This is a genomic window from Microbacterium croceum (genome assembly GCF_023091245.1).
Classification (GTDB): Bacteria; Actinomycetota; Actinomycetes; order Actinomycetales; family Microbacteriaceae; genus Microbacterium; species Microbacterium croceum.
This window is the reverse complement of record NZ_JAHWXN010000001.1, coordinates 1,735,010-1,751,554: the sequence shown is the minus strand read 5'-3', so window position 1 is coordinate 1,751,554 and position 16,545 is coordinate 1,735,010. Positions and strand designations below refer to the sequence as shown.

Here is a 16,545-nt window from a genome sequence, read left to right as displayed (position 1 = left end):
GTCCTGTGTCGACCATTGAGAAGACGCGCGCGGAGGGCCGACGCCCGTCGGTCCTCCGCCGCTTCACCCGCAGGCGCTCGGCCGTCATCGGTCTGGTGATGCTCGCGATCCCGCTCCTGGCCGGCCTGTTCGCCCCCGCTCTGGTCGCCCTCGAGGGGCAAGATCCGTATTCCTTCCACACCGAGCTGCTCGACCCGAACGGCGGTCGGCCGCTCGGCCCCCTCGGCGGCATAAGCGCCGAGCACTGGCTCGGCGTCGCCCCGGTGACCGGCATCGACCTGTTCGCGCAGATCGTCTACGGCATCCGCTCCTCGCTGTTCATCGCCTTCGCGGCCAGCATCATCTCGATCGTCTTCGCGGCCGCACTCGGCACCGCGATGGGCTACTTCGGCGGCTGGCTCAACGCGGTCGCCGGACGGGTGATCGACTTCATGTTCGGCTTCCCCGGGCTGATGTTCGTGATCGCCGTGATGGTGATCGTCCCCCCGGAGTTCCCCCGGGAGCTGGTGCTCGTGTTCGTGCTCGCGTTCTTCGGCTGGACGGTGCCGGCCCGGATCATCGGGGCCCAGGCCGGAGCCGTGAACGCCCGCGCGTTCGTCGAGGCCGCACGCTCCACCGGTGCGCCGCCCTGGCAGATCATCCGCCGGGAGATGCTCCCCCACCTCCTCGGACTCGTCGTCGTGCTGTTCGCGATGTCCCTCCCGGCGAACGTCAGCATGGTCGCCGGTCTCTCCTTCCTCGGCGTCGGCCTGCGCGGCGACGTCCCCGACCTCGGCAAGCTGCTGTCCGACTCCCTCCCCTGGATCTACAGCGGCGCCGACGTCTGGTACATGGTCTTCCCCGGCGCTGTGGTGTTCTGCATCGTATTCGGGGCCACTCTCGCCGGAGACGCGCTCCGCGACGTCCTCGATGTGCGCACGGAGGACGCATCATGATCGGCTACATCTCCCGCCGCCTGTTCACCGCGGTGTTCATGCTCCTCGCGATCGCCTTCGTGACGATCGCCCTCTTCTTCGGCGCATCGCGCGACCCCGCTCGCGCCATGTGCGGCAAGCCCTGCCCCGCCGACACCCTCGCCAAGGTCAGCGCCTACATGCAGACCGACAAGGGCGTGCTCTGGCAGTACGTCGAGTTCGTGAAGGGGCTGTTCGTCGGCCGCACCTACGGCTCCGGTTCGCAGCAGGTGCACTGCGCCGCCCCCTGCTTCGGGTACTCGTTCCCCAACCAGAGCGACGTGACGACGCTCATCGTCGAGCGCCTTCCCGTGACGCTGTCGCTGACGTTCGGCGCCGCGGTGCTCTGCCTCCTCGTCGGCGTCGGCCTCGGCGCGGCATCCGCCATCCGCAAGGGCGGCCTCATCGACAGGTTCTCCGCCGGCTTCGCGATGTTCGGCCTCGCCGTGCCGACGTTCCTCGTGGGCCTGCTGGTGGTGCAGGTGTTCGGGTTCATGCTGAACGCGCTCCCCTACTCAGGGTTCGTCCCGATCTCGGAGTCGCCGTGGGAGTGGGCCTGGCATCTGATCGGCCCGTGGATGGTGCTGTCGATCATCCTGGCGGCCGGCTACATCAGGGTGACGCGCACCCAGCTGCTCGGCGAGCTGTCCTCCGACCACCTGGTCGCGATGACCGCGCGGGGCGCATCGCCCCGCCGTGTGAACGCGCACGCCGTCCGCGGCGTGATGATCCCGATCGTGGCGATGTTCGCCCTCGACGTCGCCGCGCTGCTGGGCGGCTCGGTGATCGCCGAGAAGGTGTTCAGCTTGCACGGCCTCGGCGACCTCCTGCTCGCGGGGGTGAACGAGTCGGATCTCAGCCTGGTGGTCGGGGTCACCCTGTTCTCCGCCTTCCTCATCATCATCGGCAACCTCCTCGCCGACATGCTCATGCCGCTTCTCGACCCGAGGATCCGCCGTGCCTGAACCCGTGCTCCAGATCGACGACCTCTCCATCTCCTTCGCCCTGGGCGGCGCCGACGTCGACGTCGTCCGCGGCGTCTCTGTCTCGGTCGAGAAGGGCCGCACGCTCGCCGTGGTGGGCGAATCCGGCTCGGGCAAGACGATCACCGGCCGCTCCATCATGCGCCTGCTGCCCCCAGCGGCGGGCGCCCGCGGCAGCATCCGCGTCGCCGGGCGCGAGATGCTCACCGCCGACGAGAAGGCGCTGCGACGCATCCGCGGCGCCGACGTCGCGATGGTCTTCCAAGACTCGCTCTCGGCGCTGAGCCCGTACCTCAGCATCGGTGCGCAGATCGTGCAGGCCGTGCGGCTGCACGATCCCTCGGTCTCGCGGCGCGCCGCGCTCGTACGGGCCGTGGAGATGCTGGATCGCGTGGGCATCCCGAACCCCGCCGACAGCGCACGCCGCTACCCACACGAATTCTCCGGCGGCATGCGTCAGCGTGCCGTGATCGCGATGGCGCTCGTAAACCGACCGGCACTGTTGATCGCGGACGAGCCGACCACCGCGCTCGACGTCACCGTGCAGGCGCAGATCCTGGCCCTGTTGCGCAGCCTGCAGGACGAGTACGGCATGGCGATGCTGCTGATCAGTCATGACTTCGGCGTGGTCGCGAGCGCGGCGGATGACGTCCTGGTGCTCTACGCCGGTCGCGAGGCCGAATACGGGAGCCTGCGCGACATCTTCGAACACCCCGCCCATCCGTACACGGCGGGTCTCCGCGCCGCGACACCGCGACTGGATGCAGAGGGCGAGCGGGCCCGACTGCGCGCGATCCCCGGGGTGCCCACCTCGCTCCGGGATGCCGGCCCCGGATGCGCCTTCGCCCCGCGCTGCGCCTTCGCCGCGCAGCTCGACGGGCGCTGCGAGACCGAACTCCCGCTGCCGACCCTGCGCGGGGCGGACGACGGCGGAGCGATCCACCGGGCCGCCTGCCACCTCGACCGCCTTCCCGAACTGCAGGAGGCCGCGCGATGAGCGATCCGATCCTCGTGATGACCGACGTCACCAAGCGCTACCGCACGGGCGGTGTGTTCGGTCGGGACAAGAAGACCGTGCTCGCGGTCGACGATGTCACCCTGCACGTCGGTCGCGGCGAAGCGCTGGGGCTGGTCGGCGAGTCCGGCTCGGGCAAGTCGACCCTGGCGCGGATGGCCAACGGCCTGATCACTCCGACCTCGGGGTCCGTGGTCACCGACGGCCACGATGTGGCACGCCTCAGCGCGAAAGGGCTCCGTGGGCTGCGGCGCAACGTCGCGATGGTGTTCCAGGACCCGCTGGCGTCGTTGAACCCGCGCCAGACGGTGCGGCAGACACTCGAGAACGTCTTCCGCGCGCACGGCGAGACGACGTCGAAGGCGGAGCTGATCGACCTGCTCGCGTCGGTGGGGCTGGGGGCCGACTACCTCGAGCGCTATCCGCATGAGGCCTCCGGCGGTCAGCTGCAGCGCGTCGCCGTCGCACGGGCTCTGGCACTCAGACCCGACCTGATCATCGCTGACGAGCCCACCTCGGCGCTCGATGTCTCGGTGCGGGCGCAGATCCTCAATCTGCTCGCCGACCTGCAACGCGATCAGGGCATCTCATTCCTGCACGTCAGCCACGATCTCGCCGTGATCCGCCTCTACAGCGATCGCGTCGCCGTGATGAACCGCGGGCGGATCGTGGAGACAGGTCCGTCGGATGAGATCTTCCGCTCCCCGCAGCACCCGTACACGCAGTCGCTCGTCGATGCGACGCCGGAGGCTGAGCTCCCGACTGATGATGGCGTCCCCGTGCGCGCAGGTGCGCCCTCGTGCGACGATCTTGACCATGACTCACCGATTGACCACGACGCCGTGGTTCGGCCGGAAGCCGGCCCGGCACGAGACAGAAAGAGGACACGTGGGTACTGACCTGTTCGTCCGAGAGTTCGGGCGGGATGCCGCCGAGGCACCCGTCGTGCTGATCCTGCATGGCGCCGTCGAGTCCGGCGCCTGCTACGGAGACGCGATCCGTCGCTGGGGGGACGATTTCCACATCGTCGCGCCAGACGCGCGGGGGCACGGCCGCTCCCCCGGACGCCTCCCCGAGCACGAAGGCGTGCCGTCGACCGACGTGATGGTTCAGGACGCGATCGACATCCTGGAGGACCTGCTCGAGGAGACGGGCCGTCGGACGTTGATCGTCGGGCATTCGATGGGCGCCCGCATCGCGGCGTTCGTCGCCGCGGATGCACCGCACCTGGTCGCCGGTGTCGTGCTGGAGGACCCGCCCTGGTGGGTGCCGGAGGCGGGTCCCAACCCCTGGCTCAGCGTGGAGCAGACGGAGAAGGATCCCTTCGACTTCGCCGACACCGCCTCGGTCGACGAGCTCATCGAGATGCAGCGCGCGCAGAAGCCGCACTGGCCGGAGGAGGAGCTCCGCCCGCTCGCCGAGGCCATGAAGGCGGTCGATATCGCCTACATGGAGCAGCGGGTGCACGAGAAGCGTCGCATCTGGACCCCGACGGCACGACAGATCACGGTCGGTCCGACCGGGGTGCCCGCGCTGCTGGTCACCGGCACGGGCGACGTCATCGTCGACAAGCACTCCCGCGAGCGCCTGACCGCGGTCGCTCCGGGCTTCGACATCATCGTGATCGAGGGCGCACACCACTGCGTGCGCCGAGACCGGCCGGTCGAATACCACCGGCACGTCGATGCCTTCCTGCGCGAGAACGCTCCCTCGGTGGGGGCCGTCACTCCACGCTGAACGTGTCGGAACGCGCGAGCGGACCGTGGATCTCCGAGTCGGGCTCGGCGAGCACGGTCCGCATCGCGTCGAGGCCCGCGCGGACGACGGGGTGGCCCTGGTTGTCGCGCCGCGTGGTCATGATGACCTTGCGCAGCGGCGCGATCCCCCGCGTCGGGAGGATCGTCACCCACTCCGTATCCCGTGCGGACAGCGCCGACTCCGGCACCAGGCACACGCCGGCCTCGGCCGCCACCAGCGAGACCGCGGCACGGTAGTCGTCGGACACGTGCGAGATCGTCGGGTGGAACCCCAGTTCGGCGCACGCCTGGAGCACCATGGTGCGTGAGGGGTTACCGGGAGAGGGCATGATCCAGCCGTCCTCGATGAGCTGGGTCAGCTCCACGCCGTCTGACCCCGCGAGCGGATGGCTGTGCGGCACGGCCGCTTTGAACCGCTCGATGTAGAGCGGGAACTTCACGACGTCGGGCGAATCGCGTTCGGGGTCGGACTCGTACTCCAGGCTGACGGTCGCGTCGATATCGCCACGCATCAGCATGCGGTGGCTCATGTGCGCCTCCGCATCGACGACCTTCACGTCGATGCCCGGCGCGTTGCGACGCAGCTCGACGATCGCCGGAGCCACCACCCAGCTGATCGCGGTGGGGAAGGCGCCGATGCGCAACTGCCCCAGCAGTCCGCCCGAATGAGCGGCGAGCTCGGCCTCGGCGATCTTCAACCGGGTGTTGATCTCCTCGGCGTGCTCGGCCAGAATGCGTCCTGCCGGGGTGAGCGCGAGCTTGCGGCCGGTGCGCACCACGAGCGCCTGTCCGACCTCGCGTTCGAGAGCCGAGAGCTGCTGCGATACGGCCGATGCGGTGAGATGCAGAGCCGCAGCGGTGGCGGTGACCGAATCCGAGAGCACGAAGGCGCGCAGGACCAGCAGACGTCGGGGGTCGATCGTGACCACGGAGGCTCCATCGGCGAAGGCGGCCGGTCACCGATCGTGCGGGTTCACGCGGTGTCCCAGTGCGGTCATTCTATCGACCACGGCCCCTGATCCGCGGGCTCGGCGCACCTGCCATCCGCCCCTCCGCAGCTCGCACGGATGGGAACCGGGGCGCGGAGAGGAAGTACGGTCGTAGTACCCCCTGTTTCCAGAACGAGGTCACCCATGTCCCGCACGGCGACTCCCCGCCGACGCGGACGCGGCGCGCAGCACGAAGGTCCGCGCGCCACGTTCCGCCAGCTCCTCCCGTTCCTCTTCGAGCACAAGCGCACGCTCGTCGTCGTGGCTGTGCTCAGCGTCATCGGAGCGGCGACCTCTCTCGTGCAGCCGCTGCTGGTCGGGCAGGTCATCGAGGCCGTGCAATCGGAGAAGACCATCGGCATCCTGGTCTGGCTCCTCGTCGCTTTCGTGATCGCATCGTCGATCATCTCCGGCTTCCAGCACTACCTGCTGCAGCGCACCGGCACCGCGGTGGTGTACTCCAGCCGCCGCAAGCTCATCGCCCGCATCCTGCATCTGCCCACGTCCGAGTTCGACGCCCGTCGCACCGGCGACCTCGTCTCGCGGGTCGGCACCGACACCACACTCCTGTACGCCGTGCTCACGCAGGGCCTGGCGGATGCCGTGGGCAACGTCGTACTGTTCCTCGGCGCGCTCATCGCGATGCTGGTGATCGACCCGATCCTGCTGCTGCTGATCGTGGTCGTGATCGGCGTCTCGGTCGTGGTGGTCGTGGCGCTGAGCGGACGCATCCGCACGGCGTCGACCGCGCAACAGGAGAAGGTCGGCGAGCTGGCCTCGGGCGTCGAGCGCGCGGTCGGATCCATCCGTACGATCCGCGCCTCGGGTGCGACCGAACGCGAGACCGTCGCGGTCTCGCAGCTCGCGTCCGACGCGTATGGCATCGGGGTGCGCATCGCGAAGATCTCGTCGCTGGTCGTGCCGATCGCCGGCATCGCCCTGCAGCTCTCGCTGCTGGTGGTGCTGGGCGTCGGCGGCTTCCGCGTCGCGGCCGGCACCATCACGATCGCGTCGCTGATCGCATTCATCATGTTCCTGTTCCTGCTCGTGATGCCGCTGGCCTCCACCTTCGGCGCCATCACCTCGGTGAACCAGGCGCTCGGCGCACTGGGCCGCATCCAAGAAGTGCTGGATCTTCCCACCGAGACGCAGGACGACGAGAGGATCGCCGCGACCGTGACCCGCGACGAGCCGGACCCGCAATCGCCCGCGCTCGAGTTCCGCGACGTGCACTTCCGCTACCCGGAGAACGTCGTGGTCGCCCGACGTGCGGCCGCGAAGGAGGCGCAGGAAGTGCTCGCCGACGCGCACCTGGATCGCGCGGAGACCGATGTCGCCACACCCGTCACCTCGCATGAGGTGCTGCGCGGAGTGTCGTTCGCCGTGCCGCGCGGCGCCCGCGTGGCGCTGGTCGGGCCGAGCGGGGCGGGCAAGAGCACGATCCTCTCGCTCGTGGAGCGCTTCTACGACCCCACGGGCGGCTCGATCCGCCTGTACGGTCACGATTCCCGCACCTACTCGCGCGAGGAGCTGCGGGCCCAGTTCGGCTACGTCGAGCAGGATGCGCCGACCCTCGCCGGCACGCTGGCCGACAACCTGCGCCTCGCCGCCCCCGATGCCTCCGACGCCGCCTGCGAGCAGGTGCTGCGCGCCGTGAACCTGGGTGACGTGCTCGAGCGCAGCCCGCTCGGACTCGACGCCCCAGTCGGCGAGGACGGCGTGATGCTCTCGGGCGGCGAGCGCCAGCGCCTGGCGATCGCCCGTGCGCTGCTCACGGACGCGCCGATCCTGCTGCTGGACGAGTCGACCTCATCGCTCGACGGCGTGAACGAGCAGCGTATGCGCGAGGCGATCGATGCGGTCTCCACCGACCGCACGCTCGTGGTGATCGCGCACCGCCTCTCGACCGTCGTCGACAGCGACCTGATCGTCGTGCTGCAGGACGGCGTGGTGGTCGGGCAGGGCACCCACGCGGAGCTCGTGGAGTCGACGCCGCTGTACCGCGACCTCGCCCGCCATCAGCTGCTGGCCTGAGGCTCACCCTTCGACAGGCTCAGGGCCCCATCCGTACGCTCAGGGCCCCATCCGTACGCGCAGAGACCCAGCGACAGGAGTCAGGGGCCAGAAGGAACGCGAAGGCGGGATGCCGGAGACCACTCAGCCATGGGTTCGTCTCTGACATCCCACCTTCGCGGGTGTGAAGGCACCGGCTCCCCCGAGCCGGTGCCAGTCTGGGGGCTACGCCTTGTCGAGGCGGTAGCGCAGCGACGCGAGCTCGGCGCGCAGAGCGGCCGGCACCTTGTCGCCGAAGGTGTCGTAGAACTCCTCGGTCAGATCGGCCTCGGTCTTCCACGCCTCGGCATCGACGGAGAAGAGCTCCTCGAGGTCGGCGGCGGGGATGTCGAGTCCGTCGAGGTTGAGGTCCTCGGGACGGGGCAGGCGACCGATCGGGCTGTCGACCGCGGGCACGTCGCCGGCGATGCGGCGGATGATCCAGTCGACGACGCGCGAGTTGTCGCCGAACCCGGGCCACAGGAACCGGCCGTCGGCACCACGGCGGAACCAGTTCACCTGGAAGATGCGCGGCGCGCGGTCGAAGCGCAGCCCCCGCCCGACCTTGAGCCAGTGACCGAAGTAGTCCGCCATGTTGTAGCCGCAGAACGGAAGCATCGCGAAGGGATCGCGGCGCAGCTCGCCGAGCGTCCCTTCAGCCGCCGCCGTGCGCTCGGACGAGATGTTCGAGCCCAGGAAGACGCCGTGGGTCCAATCCGTCGCCTCGACCACGAGCGGCACGTTGCTGGCGCGGCGTCCGCCGAACAGGATGACGTCGAGCGGCACCGCCTGCTCCCAATCCTCGGAGATCTGCGGGCACTGTGCCGCCGCCACCGTGAAGCGAGAGTTGGGGTGCGCGGCCGGGCGTCCGGAGTCGGGCGTCCAGTCGTTGCCCTCCCAGTCGATCAGGTGCGCGGGAGCCTGCTCGGTGAGGCCCTCCCACCACACGTCGCCGTCCGGGCGGAGCGCGACGTTCGTGAAGATCGTGTTGCCCCACAGCGTCTCGACCGCGGTGACGTTGGTGGACTCTCCCGTGCCGGGGGCGACGCCGAAGAAGCCGGCTTCGGGGTTGATCGCCCACATGCGACCGTCCTCGCCTGGACGGATCCAGGCGATGTCATCGCCGAGGGTCTCGACCTTCCAGCCGGGGATCGTGGGACGCAGCATCGCGAGGTTGGTCTTGCCACACGCCGACGGGAACGCCGCCGCCACGTGGTACGCCTTGCCCTGCGGGTCGATCACCCGGATGAGCAGCATGTGCTCGGCGAGCCAGCCCTCGTCGCGGGCGATCACCGAGGCGATGCGCAACGCGAAGCACTTCTTGGCCAGGATCGCGTTGCCGCCGTATCCGGAGCCGAAGGAGTAGACCTCGAGCGTCTCGGGGAAGTGCACGATGTACTTCTCGTCGTTGCAGGGCCATTCGACGTCCTGCTCGCCCTCCGCGAGCGGCGCGCCGACCGAGTGGACCGTCTTGACCCACGGGGCGCCGTCGGCGATACGGCGCGTGACGGCATCGCCGACGCGGGTCATGATGCCGATCGAGGCGACGGCGTACGCGCTGTCGGTGACCTGGACACCGATGTGCGACAGCGGACCGCCGACCGGGCCCATCGAGAACGGGACGACGTACATCGTACGTCCGCGCATCGAGCCCTCGAAGATCTCGGTCATCTTGGCACGCATCTCGGTCGGGGCCGCCCAGTTGTTGGTGGGACCGGCGTCTTCCTCGCGCTCAGAGGCGATGTACGTGCGGCCCTCTGTGCGGGCGACGTCGCTCGGGTGCGAGCGGGCGAGGTAGGAACCGGGCCGCCACTCGGGGTTGAGCTTGATGAGCTTTCCCTCATCGACCATGTCGCGCAGCAGAGCGTCGTTCTCGGCGCGCGATCCGTCGACCCAGTGCACGGCGTCCGGCTGGGTGAGCGCTCGGATCTCCTCGACCCAGGCAGCCAGCTCGGCCATCGCGGGGGTGTCGTAGCTCGGCGCAGCACCGAACGTACGCGCAGCGGCGACGGGGGATGTGCGAGGGGCGAAGACTTCAGCGATGGCCATGACAGCTCCTTAGACGAGTGAGGCGTTGCATCCATCTTCTTCCGGGTTATGCGACTCTTTCGGCCATTCTCTGCGTTAAGAAGTGTGATTCTTTCGCTATGATCAAGGAATGGCGACCTCCGGCATCCACCTCACGACCCTCGGCCATCGCATCAGGCACCACAGACTCGCAAACGGCTACACGCTCGACGAGCTCGGCGCGCTGGTGGGGGTCGCCGGCTCGCAGCTGAGCCTGATCGAGAACGGCAAGCGCGAGCCGAAGCTCTCGCTGCTGCAGGCGATCGCGCAGGCCACGAGCACCGAGGTCACCGATCTCATCTCGGGAGAGCCGCCGAACCGCCGCGCCGCACTCGAGATCGAGCTCGAACGTGCGCAGGAGAGCCCGGTGTTCCGTCAGCTCGGCATCGCCCCCGTGCGCGTCACGAAGGGCATGAGCGACGAGACCATCGAGTCACTGCTCGGCCTGCACAACGAACTGCAGCGACGCGAGCGCGAGGCGATCGCCACGCCGGAGGAGGCGCGACGCGCGAACACCGAGCTGCGCCTGCGCATGCGCGCGCAGCACAACTACCTGGCCGATATCGAGAAGCTGGCAGAGAAGCACCTGCGCGCCGCGGGCCATGTGCAGGGAGCGCTCACGCATCGCACGGTCAGCATCATGGCCGAGAAGATCGGCTTCGAGCTCATCTATGTCAACGACCTTCCGCACTCGACGCGATCGGTCACCGATCTGGAGAACGGACGCATCTACCTGCCTCCGGCCTCCATCCCCGGCGGACACGGCCTGCGATCGATGGCGCTGCAGGCGATGGCGCACCGACTGCTCGGACACACGCCGCCGACCGACTACGCGGACTTCCTGCAGCAGCGTCTGGAGATCAACTACTTCGCTGCCGCGTGCCTGATGCCGGAGGCGGCGTCGGTCGCGTTCCTGCAGCAGGCCAAGAAGGACCGCAACCTCGCGGTCGAGGACTTCCGGGACGCGTTCGGGGTGACCCACGAGGCAGCGGGCATGCGCATGACCAACCTGCTCACCGAGCACCTGGGTATGTCGCTGCACTTCCTGCGCGTCGATGCCACCGGGGCGATCACCCGGGTCTACGAGAACGACGACCTACCGCTGCCGATGGACGTCACCGGCGCCGTGGAGGGGCAGCGGGTGTGCCGCAAGTTCCAGGCGCGCAGCGCCTTCACGCAGCAGAACCGCACGACCGAGCATCACCAGTACACCGACACCCCCTCCGGCACGTTCTGGTGCTCGACGCAGACCGGATCCTCCAGCGACGGCGAGTTCTCGGTCACGGTCGGCGTGCCGTTCGACGACGCACGTTGGTGGCGCGGCCGCGAGACCGGCGACCGCGCCGTGTCGACCTGCCCCGACGAGTCGTGCTGCCGTCGCCCATCGACCGAGCTCGCGGACCGCTGGAGCGGCAAGGCCTGGCCCAGCGCCCGCGTGCACACGCACATGTTCTCGCCGCTCCCCCGCGGCGCCTTCCCCGGCGTCGACGACAACGAGGTCTACAACTTCCTCGGACGTCACGCCAGCGAGTAGCCGGAAGCTCAGCTCTGAAGGAACCGGGTGAAGCGTCCCATCGCCGCGGAGACGGCGTCGATGTCGTCCGTCTCCTCGAACAACTCCGGTGGAGCGCCGAGCGAGGCCCCGGCGTGGCTCCAGCATCCGATCACGCGTCCTCGCGCGAGCAGGATCGGTCGCACCATGCCGTTCTTGCCGGGGCCGATGGTCGCGAGGTGCTCCGGCGCGCAGACGGCCGTGCGGTCGGCATAGGAGATGTAGTACTCGTCGAAGGCACCGAGGGCATGGACCGCCGGGGCATCCGCTGATCGACGCGGGCGCGTGGTCGCCGCGAACAGTCCGGTCTCGACCTCGACCACGCGATGCGCGGCGTGGGCGGCCGCCTCGCGCGAGACGCCGAGCGTGAGCCCCGACCACCAGGCGAAATCCGCGACCCCGGCCGGCCCATGACCGGTGATGTAGCGCACGAAGAGCTCAGCCAGCGGATCGTCGGGGCGCGCATGCTCGCGGATGTGCTCGTCGACCAGCACGAAGCGCTGCTCGCGGGTCACACCGTCGCGCACCATCACCGGCCCCTGGCAGATCAGCCCGTCGATCGTGAGCGTCAACAGCAGGTGGATGCCGCGCTGCCCGCTGGGGTCGATGCCGATGTCCTCCAGCAGGGAGAAGATCTCGGCGCGCGTCAGGCCGCCGCCGCGGAGCGCCGGCGTCAGCGCGCGCACGGTCGCCGCGACCATCTCGTCGTCGATCCCGAGGGCGCGGTGACGCGATGCCGCCTGCTGGCGCTGCCGACCGGCTGTGACGTCGAGGATCCAGCCCAGGTCGCGTGCCGCGACCGTGTGCAGCGTGCCGCGCATGGTCCAGCCCCGCACCAGCTCGCCGTGGTCGAAGGCGCGGTCGACCGCGCGCAGCCCCGGTTCCCCGCGCGTGCGCACGGCCAGCGCCCACCGGCCGGCGATGAAGTCTTGGCTCTGCACGGCGAGCAGGTGCCCGGCCGCATCGGTCACGGTGCGCGCCGGCGCCGTGAGGCGGTGCGACCGGAGTCGCTCGGACAGCAGCGTCGCGCTCTTCATGCCCCCATCATGCACGGAGCATCCGATGGAGAGAGAAAACGGAGACCGATCAGCCCATCGCCGGGGCGGCACGGCACGGCACGCCGCGCCGACGACATCCGCTCTGCGTTTTCCGGCGCACAGCGGAACTCAGCTGTGCAGCGTGACCTCACGGCGGGCGGGGAGCACGACCGGGTGTGAGCCGGCCATGACCTCGAGCACGCGGATGACCTGGCAGGAGTATCCGTACTCGTTGTCGTACCAGACATAGAGCACGACATCGCGGTCGTTCGCGATGGTCGCGAGGCCGTCGACGATGCCCGCCCGGTGCGAGCCGACGAAGTCGGTGGAGACGACCTCCGGGCTCTCGACATAGTCGATCTGCTGGCGCAGCTTCGAGTGCAGCGACACGCGGCGCAGGTAGTCGTTGAGCTGCTCCTTCTGGGCCGGCCGCTCCAAGCTCAGGTGCAGCACTGCGAGCGAGACATCCGGCGTGGGAACCCGGATCGCAGAGCCGGTGAGCTTGCCCGCGAGCTCGGGCAGCGCCCGGGCGACGGCCTTCGCCGCGCCGGTCTCGGCGATGACCATGTTGAGCACGGCCGAGCGTCCGCGGCGATCTCCGCTGTGGAAGTTGTCGATCAGGTTCTGGTCGTTCGTGAAGGAGTGCACGGTCTCGACGTGGCCGCGCACGATGCCATAGGCCTCATCGATCGCCTTGAGCACAGGGGTGATCGCGTTCGTGGTGCACGAGGCCGCGGTGATGATGCGGTCGTCGGGCTCGATCGTGTCGTCGTTGATGCCGTGCACGATGTTCTTGAGCGCCCCCTTGCCGGGAGCCGTGAGCAGCACGCGGGCGACGCCCTTCGCCTCGAGGTGACGGCTGAGCCCCTCTTCGTCGCGCCAACGTCCGGTGTTGTCGACGACGATCGCGTCGTGGATGCCGTAGGCGGTGTAGTCGACGGTCGCGGGATCGGCCGAGTAGATCACCTGGATGCGGGTGCCGTTCGCGATGATCTGCTCGGCCTCCTCATCGACCGTGACCGAGCCGGCGAAGCGGCCATGCACCGAGTCGCGCAGCAGGAGGGATGCGCGCTTGACGAGATCGTTCTCGGAGCCGCGGCGTACGACGATCGCGCGCAGTCGCAGTCCGCTGCCGCCGCCTGTGTGGGCGATCAGGATGCGGGCGAGCAGGCGGCCGATGCGCCCGAAGCCGTAGAGCACGACATCGGTGGGCGCGGCCACGACAGCGCCGATCGCCGGGGCGAGCGCCTCCGCGAGATAGGCGTCGAGCGGGAGATCGCTCGACGCGTGGCCCTCCGCCAGGCGCGCGACATCGAGCGACGACGCCCCGGGGGCAAGCGCGTGGATCGCTTCGAGCACGGCGAGCGTGTCGTCGAGCGGGAGCGTCTCGTGCCCGAGCTGGGCGACCCGCTCGTGCACCTCGACCAGGCCGGTAGCCGACAGTCCCAGCAGCCGATGCCCGTGCAGCGACGTGACCACGTCGTGCTCGCGCTTGAGTGAGCCGATGAGCGGGATCATCCGCTCCGCCAGTTCTTCTCGCGTCGTCCAGTCGTCGCCGTGTGCGGCGGAATCGTTCATCTGCGTCCTTGCATGTGTGAGCGCGCACCGAGATCGCCGGCGCGCAGGTTGCCGGGTGAGCTTCGGGGGATGCCTCCAGCGTACGCGGGCAGGCCCCGGTGATCCGAATCGTCGACATTTGCCGACCCACGCCCGGTCGATGCCCACCCGGACGTTCAGCCGGCGAAGCCGCGCGCCGCGCAGGCAGCGATATCGATCCACACAGGCTCAGGCGGCGATGTCGAAGCGGCCTCGGCCACCGAGTCGCGGGGTGCGGGCGGGGTCGACGTACCGGGGCGGGATGAACCAGACGCGGGCGGTGACCCCTGTACCGTCGACGCGGATCTCCCAGTCGTTGTCGTGGATGCGGTGATGACACGTCTCACACAGCAGCACCCCGTTGGACAGGTCCGTCGGCCCCGCATCCCTCTGCCACCATCGGATGTGATGCACTCTCGTCATCTCCGGCGGCAACCCGCACATCGCACACCCGCCATCGCGTTCCACCAACGCCAACCGTTGCGCTCGGGTGAACAGGCGTTTCTCCCGCCCCCAGTCGAGGATCTCGCTGTCCGAGCCCATCACCCAGGGGATCACCCCACCCCCGGCGGCCATCCGCCGCGCCGCCCCGACACTGACCGGGGTCTCGATCCCGTCGACCGTCGCCGACCCGGTACCGGATTCCAGGTCGTCCAGGGTCATCCGCACGATCACCGTCGCCCCGCCACCGGCACCCGCGCCTCACAGCCGAGCACGTGCGCGCAGAACGCGACCAGCGCGTCGGCCTGGACCATCGCCACCGTGCGCTGATCCGCATCGGGGGCGTCGGGGTCCGGGGCGTCCGTGCGGGCCGCGAACGCCGCCGACACGAACCCCCGCACCGCCGTGACCACCGGCGCCGCACTCTCCGCATCCAGGCGGGCATTCAGGTGCACCATCCCGTCCCGCTCGAACATCGTCACCGACCGCCGCGCCCGCGCCTCTTCCTCGCGCGGTGCGACACCATCGGGGTCCAACCAGGCCTCCGCCCGCACGACCAGCTTGCGCACCGCATCCACCGCCAGCCCGGCCGCCGCATCCACCAGCACCCGCTCCCCCTCAACGATCCGCACCGGCCCCGCGGCCACCCGGCACCGCTCCAACACCCCCGATGATCAACGCAGCCGCCTGCGCGCTCAACACCCCTGAGACCAGCGCCTCCCGCACCCGCGGGTACTTCGCCGGCAACCGCGCCCCCAGAAGATCCGTCCGAGGCGCGGTCGCCTCCCCCACCGCCACCAACCGGGACGCCTCCCCCGCCGAGACCCCCGCCGCCGCCGCGATCAGCGCCGCCGGATTCCGAAAACCCTGCTGCTTCGCCAGACCCGCCGCGCCGAGCTCCGGCCGCGACTCCCGGGCGATGCCCGCCGCGACCTCCGCCAGCACCGCATCCGTGTGCCGACGCAGCACGCCCAGCGCGTCAGCGACCGCGACCAACTGCTCCCGCGACAGATCCTGCGCGTCATCCGCCCCCGCCCAGGCCGCCTCGAGGCGACCCAGCGCCTCGTGCATCCCGACCAGTTTCGACATACCTCATTTTATCCCGGACCACCCCCGAGTGTCGTAGCTATGTTCGAACAAATGTCGGCATACTGGCATGCCGAGAGATGCCCCAGGCGCCTGCGCGACACGGTCTGCGAACGCCAGTCGACAGCCACCGCGGCCTGTTCACCCATCGGACAGGGAATCCTGCGAGCATCCGACACGTTCTCTTCACGGACGCATCCCGAAAGGCCCCCGATGAAAGACCACCCCCGCCGCTCGGCGTGGCCGCCACTCCTGGTCGCGATCGCGCTGGAGGTCATGGCGACCCTCTCGCTGCGCGCCGCCGAGGGGTTCACGCATCCGCTGTGGCTGATCCTCGTGGTGATCGGCTACAGCGGCTCGCTGTGGTTGCTGTCAGTGGTCCTCGACCGCGGCATGCCGGTGGGCGTCGCGTACGGCATCTGGTCTGCGATCGGCGTCGTGGCGACGGCGGTGCTCGGCACCGTGCTCTTCGGCGAGCTGCTGGGGCCGGTGCAGATCATCGGCGTGGGCGTGATCGTGGTCGGCGTGCTGCTGGTCGAGCTGGGCTCGCGCACGCGGGAGATCGCGCAGCCCTCCACCCCGGAGGTCGCCTCATGACCTGGCTGCTGCTCGCCTTCGCGATCGCGAGCGAGGTCACCGCGACCCTGAGCCTGCGCGCCTCGGAAGGGCTCCGTCGCAAGCGCTGGATCCCGGTGATCGTCATCGGCTACCTCGCCGCGTTCACCCTGCTGGGCACGATCCTGGCGATGGGGATGCCCGTGGGCGTCGCCTACGGCATCTGGGCGGCCGCGGGCGTCGCGGTGACGGCGGTGCTGGGACGCGTGATCTTCAAAGACCACTTCTCGGCACTGATGGCCGTCGGCGTCGCCCTCATCGCGGCCGGCGTCGCGATGATCGAGTTCGGCGGCGGGCACTGAGACCCACCTACGCAAATATTCGCGGCGTGCGCACCAGCGTCGGCTCCGAGAAGCTTCGTTACCTCCATACGGCCACGCTGGTCGCCACTGCGGGCTTACT

General features: G+C 69.6%; 16 protein-coding genes. 9 read left to right on the top strand and 7 right to left on the bottom strand.

The features are described from left to right. Positions 1 to 5: 5 nt before the first annotated feature. Genes KZC51_RS08250 through KZC51_RS08230 form a run of 5 tightly spaced genes read left to right on the top strand, consistent with a single transcriptional unit; the run spans position 6 to position 4,688 of the window. Positions 6 to 935 carry an ABC transporter permease gene (locus tag KZC51_RS08250; RefSeq protein ID WP_247629512.1) on the top strand — a complete coding sequence of 310 codons (930 nt, stop codon included), beginning with the start codon at positions 6 to 8 and terminating at the stop codon, positions 933 to 935. Beyond that, positions 932 to 1,918: an ABC transporter permease gene (locus tag KZC51_RS08245; protein ID WP_105676139.1), complete on the top strand. Its 987-nt coding sequence runs from the start codon at positions 932 to 934 to the stop codon at positions 1,916 to 1,918. The genes KZC51_RS08250 and KZC51_RS08245 overlap by 4 nt, the downstream gene beginning before the upstream one ends. Next, the gene (locus tag KZC51_RS08240; RefSeq protein ID WP_247629511.1) at positions 1,911 to 2,933 is read left to right on the top strand and encodes an ABC transporter ATP-binding protein; all 1,023 of its coding nucleotides are present in this window, start codon (positions 1,911 to 1,913) and stop codon (positions 2,931 to 2,933) included. Before KZC51_RS08245 ends, KZC51_RS08240 begins: the two co-directional genes overlap by 8 nt. Next, positions 2,930 to 3,850 (top strand): ATP-binding cassette domain-containing protein, encoded by a 921-nt coding sequence (locus KZC51_RS08235; RefSeq protein WP_247629510.1) that lies wholly within the window; start codon positions 2,930 to 2,932, stop codon positions 3,848 to 3,850. Before KZC51_RS08240 ends, KZC51_RS08235 begins: the two co-directional genes overlap by 4 nt. Continuing rightward, positions 3,840 to 4,688: an alpha/beta fold hydrolase gene (locus tag KZC51_RS08230; protein ID WP_170198117.1), complete on the top strand. Its 849-nt coding sequence runs from the start codon at positions 3,840 to 3,842 to the stop codon at positions 4,686 to 4,688. Before KZC51_RS08235 ends, KZC51_RS08230 begins: the two co-directional genes overlap by 11 nt. On the opposite strand, the gene KZC51_RS08225 is transcribed toward KZC51_RS08230, so the two are convergent. Beyond that, a complete protein-coding gene (locus KZC51_RS08225; protein WP_247629509.1) occupies positions 4,675 to 5,637 on the bottom strand; it encodes a LysR family transcriptional regulator in 963 nt (320 codons plus the stop codon). The two genes, KZC51_RS08230 and KZC51_RS08225, sit on opposite strands and share 14 nt — an antisense overlap. 204 nt (positions 5,638 to 5,841) lie before the next feature. On the opposite strand from KZC51_RS08225, the gene KZC51_RS08220 reads away from it, so the two are divergent. Then, a complete protein-coding gene (locus tag KZC51_RS08220; RefSeq protein ID WP_247629508.1) occupies positions 5,842 to 7,731 on the top strand; it encodes an ABC transporter ATP-binding protein in 1,890 nt (629 codons plus the stop codon). Between the two features lie 204 nt (positions 7,732 to 7,935). Here KZC51_RS08220 and KZC51_RS08215 read toward each other — a convergent pair whose 3' ends face one another. Continuing rightward, the gene (locus KZC51_RS08215; protein WP_247629507.1) at positions 7,936 to 9,798 is read right to left on the bottom strand and encodes a phosphoenolpyruvate carboxykinase (GTP); all 1,863 of its coding nucleotides are present in this window, start codon (positions 9,796 to 9,798) and stop codon (positions 7,936 to 7,938) included. 109 nt (positions 9,799 to 9,907) lie between these two features. Between KZC51_RS08215 and KZC51_RS08210 the strand changes: the two genes are divergently transcribed. Further along, on the top strand, positions 9,908 to 11,350 hold the full coding sequence (locus KZC51_RS08210; protein WP_247629506.1) for an XRE family transcriptional regulator: 1,443 nt from the start codon (positions 9,908 to 9,910) through the stop codon (positions 11,348 to 11,350). An 8-nt stretch (positions 11,351 to 11,358) separates the two neighbouring features. Here the strand turns inward: KZC51_RS08210 and KZC51_RS08205 are convergent, their stop codons facing one another. The 5 genes from KZC51_RS08205 to KZC51_RS17660 all read right to left on the bottom strand — a co-directional run bounded on the left by KZC51_RS08205 (position 11,359) and on the right by KZC51_RS17660 (position 15,531). Then, positions 11,359 to 12,405: a winged helix DNA-binding domain-containing protein gene (locus KZC51_RS08205; RefSeq protein ID WP_247629505.1), complete on the bottom strand. Its 1,047-nt coding sequence runs from the start codon at positions 12,403 to 12,405 to the stop codon at positions 11,359 to 11,361. 129 nt (positions 12,406 to 12,534) lie between these two features. Then, positions 12,535 to 13,983: a glyceraldehyde-3-phosphate dehydrogenase gene (locus tag KZC51_RS08200; RefSeq protein WP_247629504.1), complete on the bottom strand. Its 1,449-nt coding sequence runs from the start codon at positions 13,981 to 13,983 to the stop codon at positions 12,535 to 12,537. Between the two features lie 207 nt (positions 13,984 to 14,190). Continuing rightward, positions 14,191 to 14,664 carry an HNH endonuclease gene (locus KZC51_RS17670; RefSeq protein ID WP_281731730.1) on the bottom strand — a complete coding sequence of 158 codons (474 nt, stop codon included), beginning with the start codon at positions 14,662 to 14,664 and terminating at the stop codon, positions 14,191 to 14,193. An 8-nt stretch (positions 14,665 to 14,672) separates the two neighbouring features. Next, positions 14,673 to 15,074: a DUF222 domain-containing protein gene (locus KZC51_RS17665; protein WP_308194292.1), complete on the bottom strand. Its 402-nt coding sequence runs from the start codon at positions 15,072 to 15,074 to the stop codon at positions 14,673 to 14,675. Continuing rightward, positions 15,061 to 15,531, bottom strand: coding sequence for a DUF222 domain-containing protein (locus KZC51_RS17660; protein ID WP_281731729.1), 471 nt, complete (start codon positions 15,529 to 15,531; stop codon positions 15,061 to 15,063). The genes KZC51_RS17665 and KZC51_RS17660 overlap by 14 nt, the downstream gene beginning before the upstream one ends. Positions 15,532 to 15,741: 210 nt before the next feature. On the opposite strand from KZC51_RS17660, the gene KZC51_RS08185 reads away from it, so the two are divergent. Beyond that, positions 15,742 to 16,125, top strand: coding sequence for a DMT family transporter (locus KZC51_RS08185; RefSeq protein WP_247629503.1), 384 nt, complete (start codon positions 15,742 to 15,744; stop codon positions 16,123 to 16,125). Beyond that, the gene (locus KZC51_RS08180) at positions 16,122 to 16,445 is read left to right on the top strand and encodes a DMT family transporter (protein WP_247629502.1); all 324 of its coding nucleotides are present in this window, start codon (positions 16,122 to 16,124) and stop codon (positions 16,443 to 16,445) included. The genes KZC51_RS08185 and KZC51_RS08180 overlap by 4 nt, the downstream gene beginning before the upstream one ends. The last annotated feature ends 100 nt before the right edge of the window (positions 16,446 to 16,545 follow it).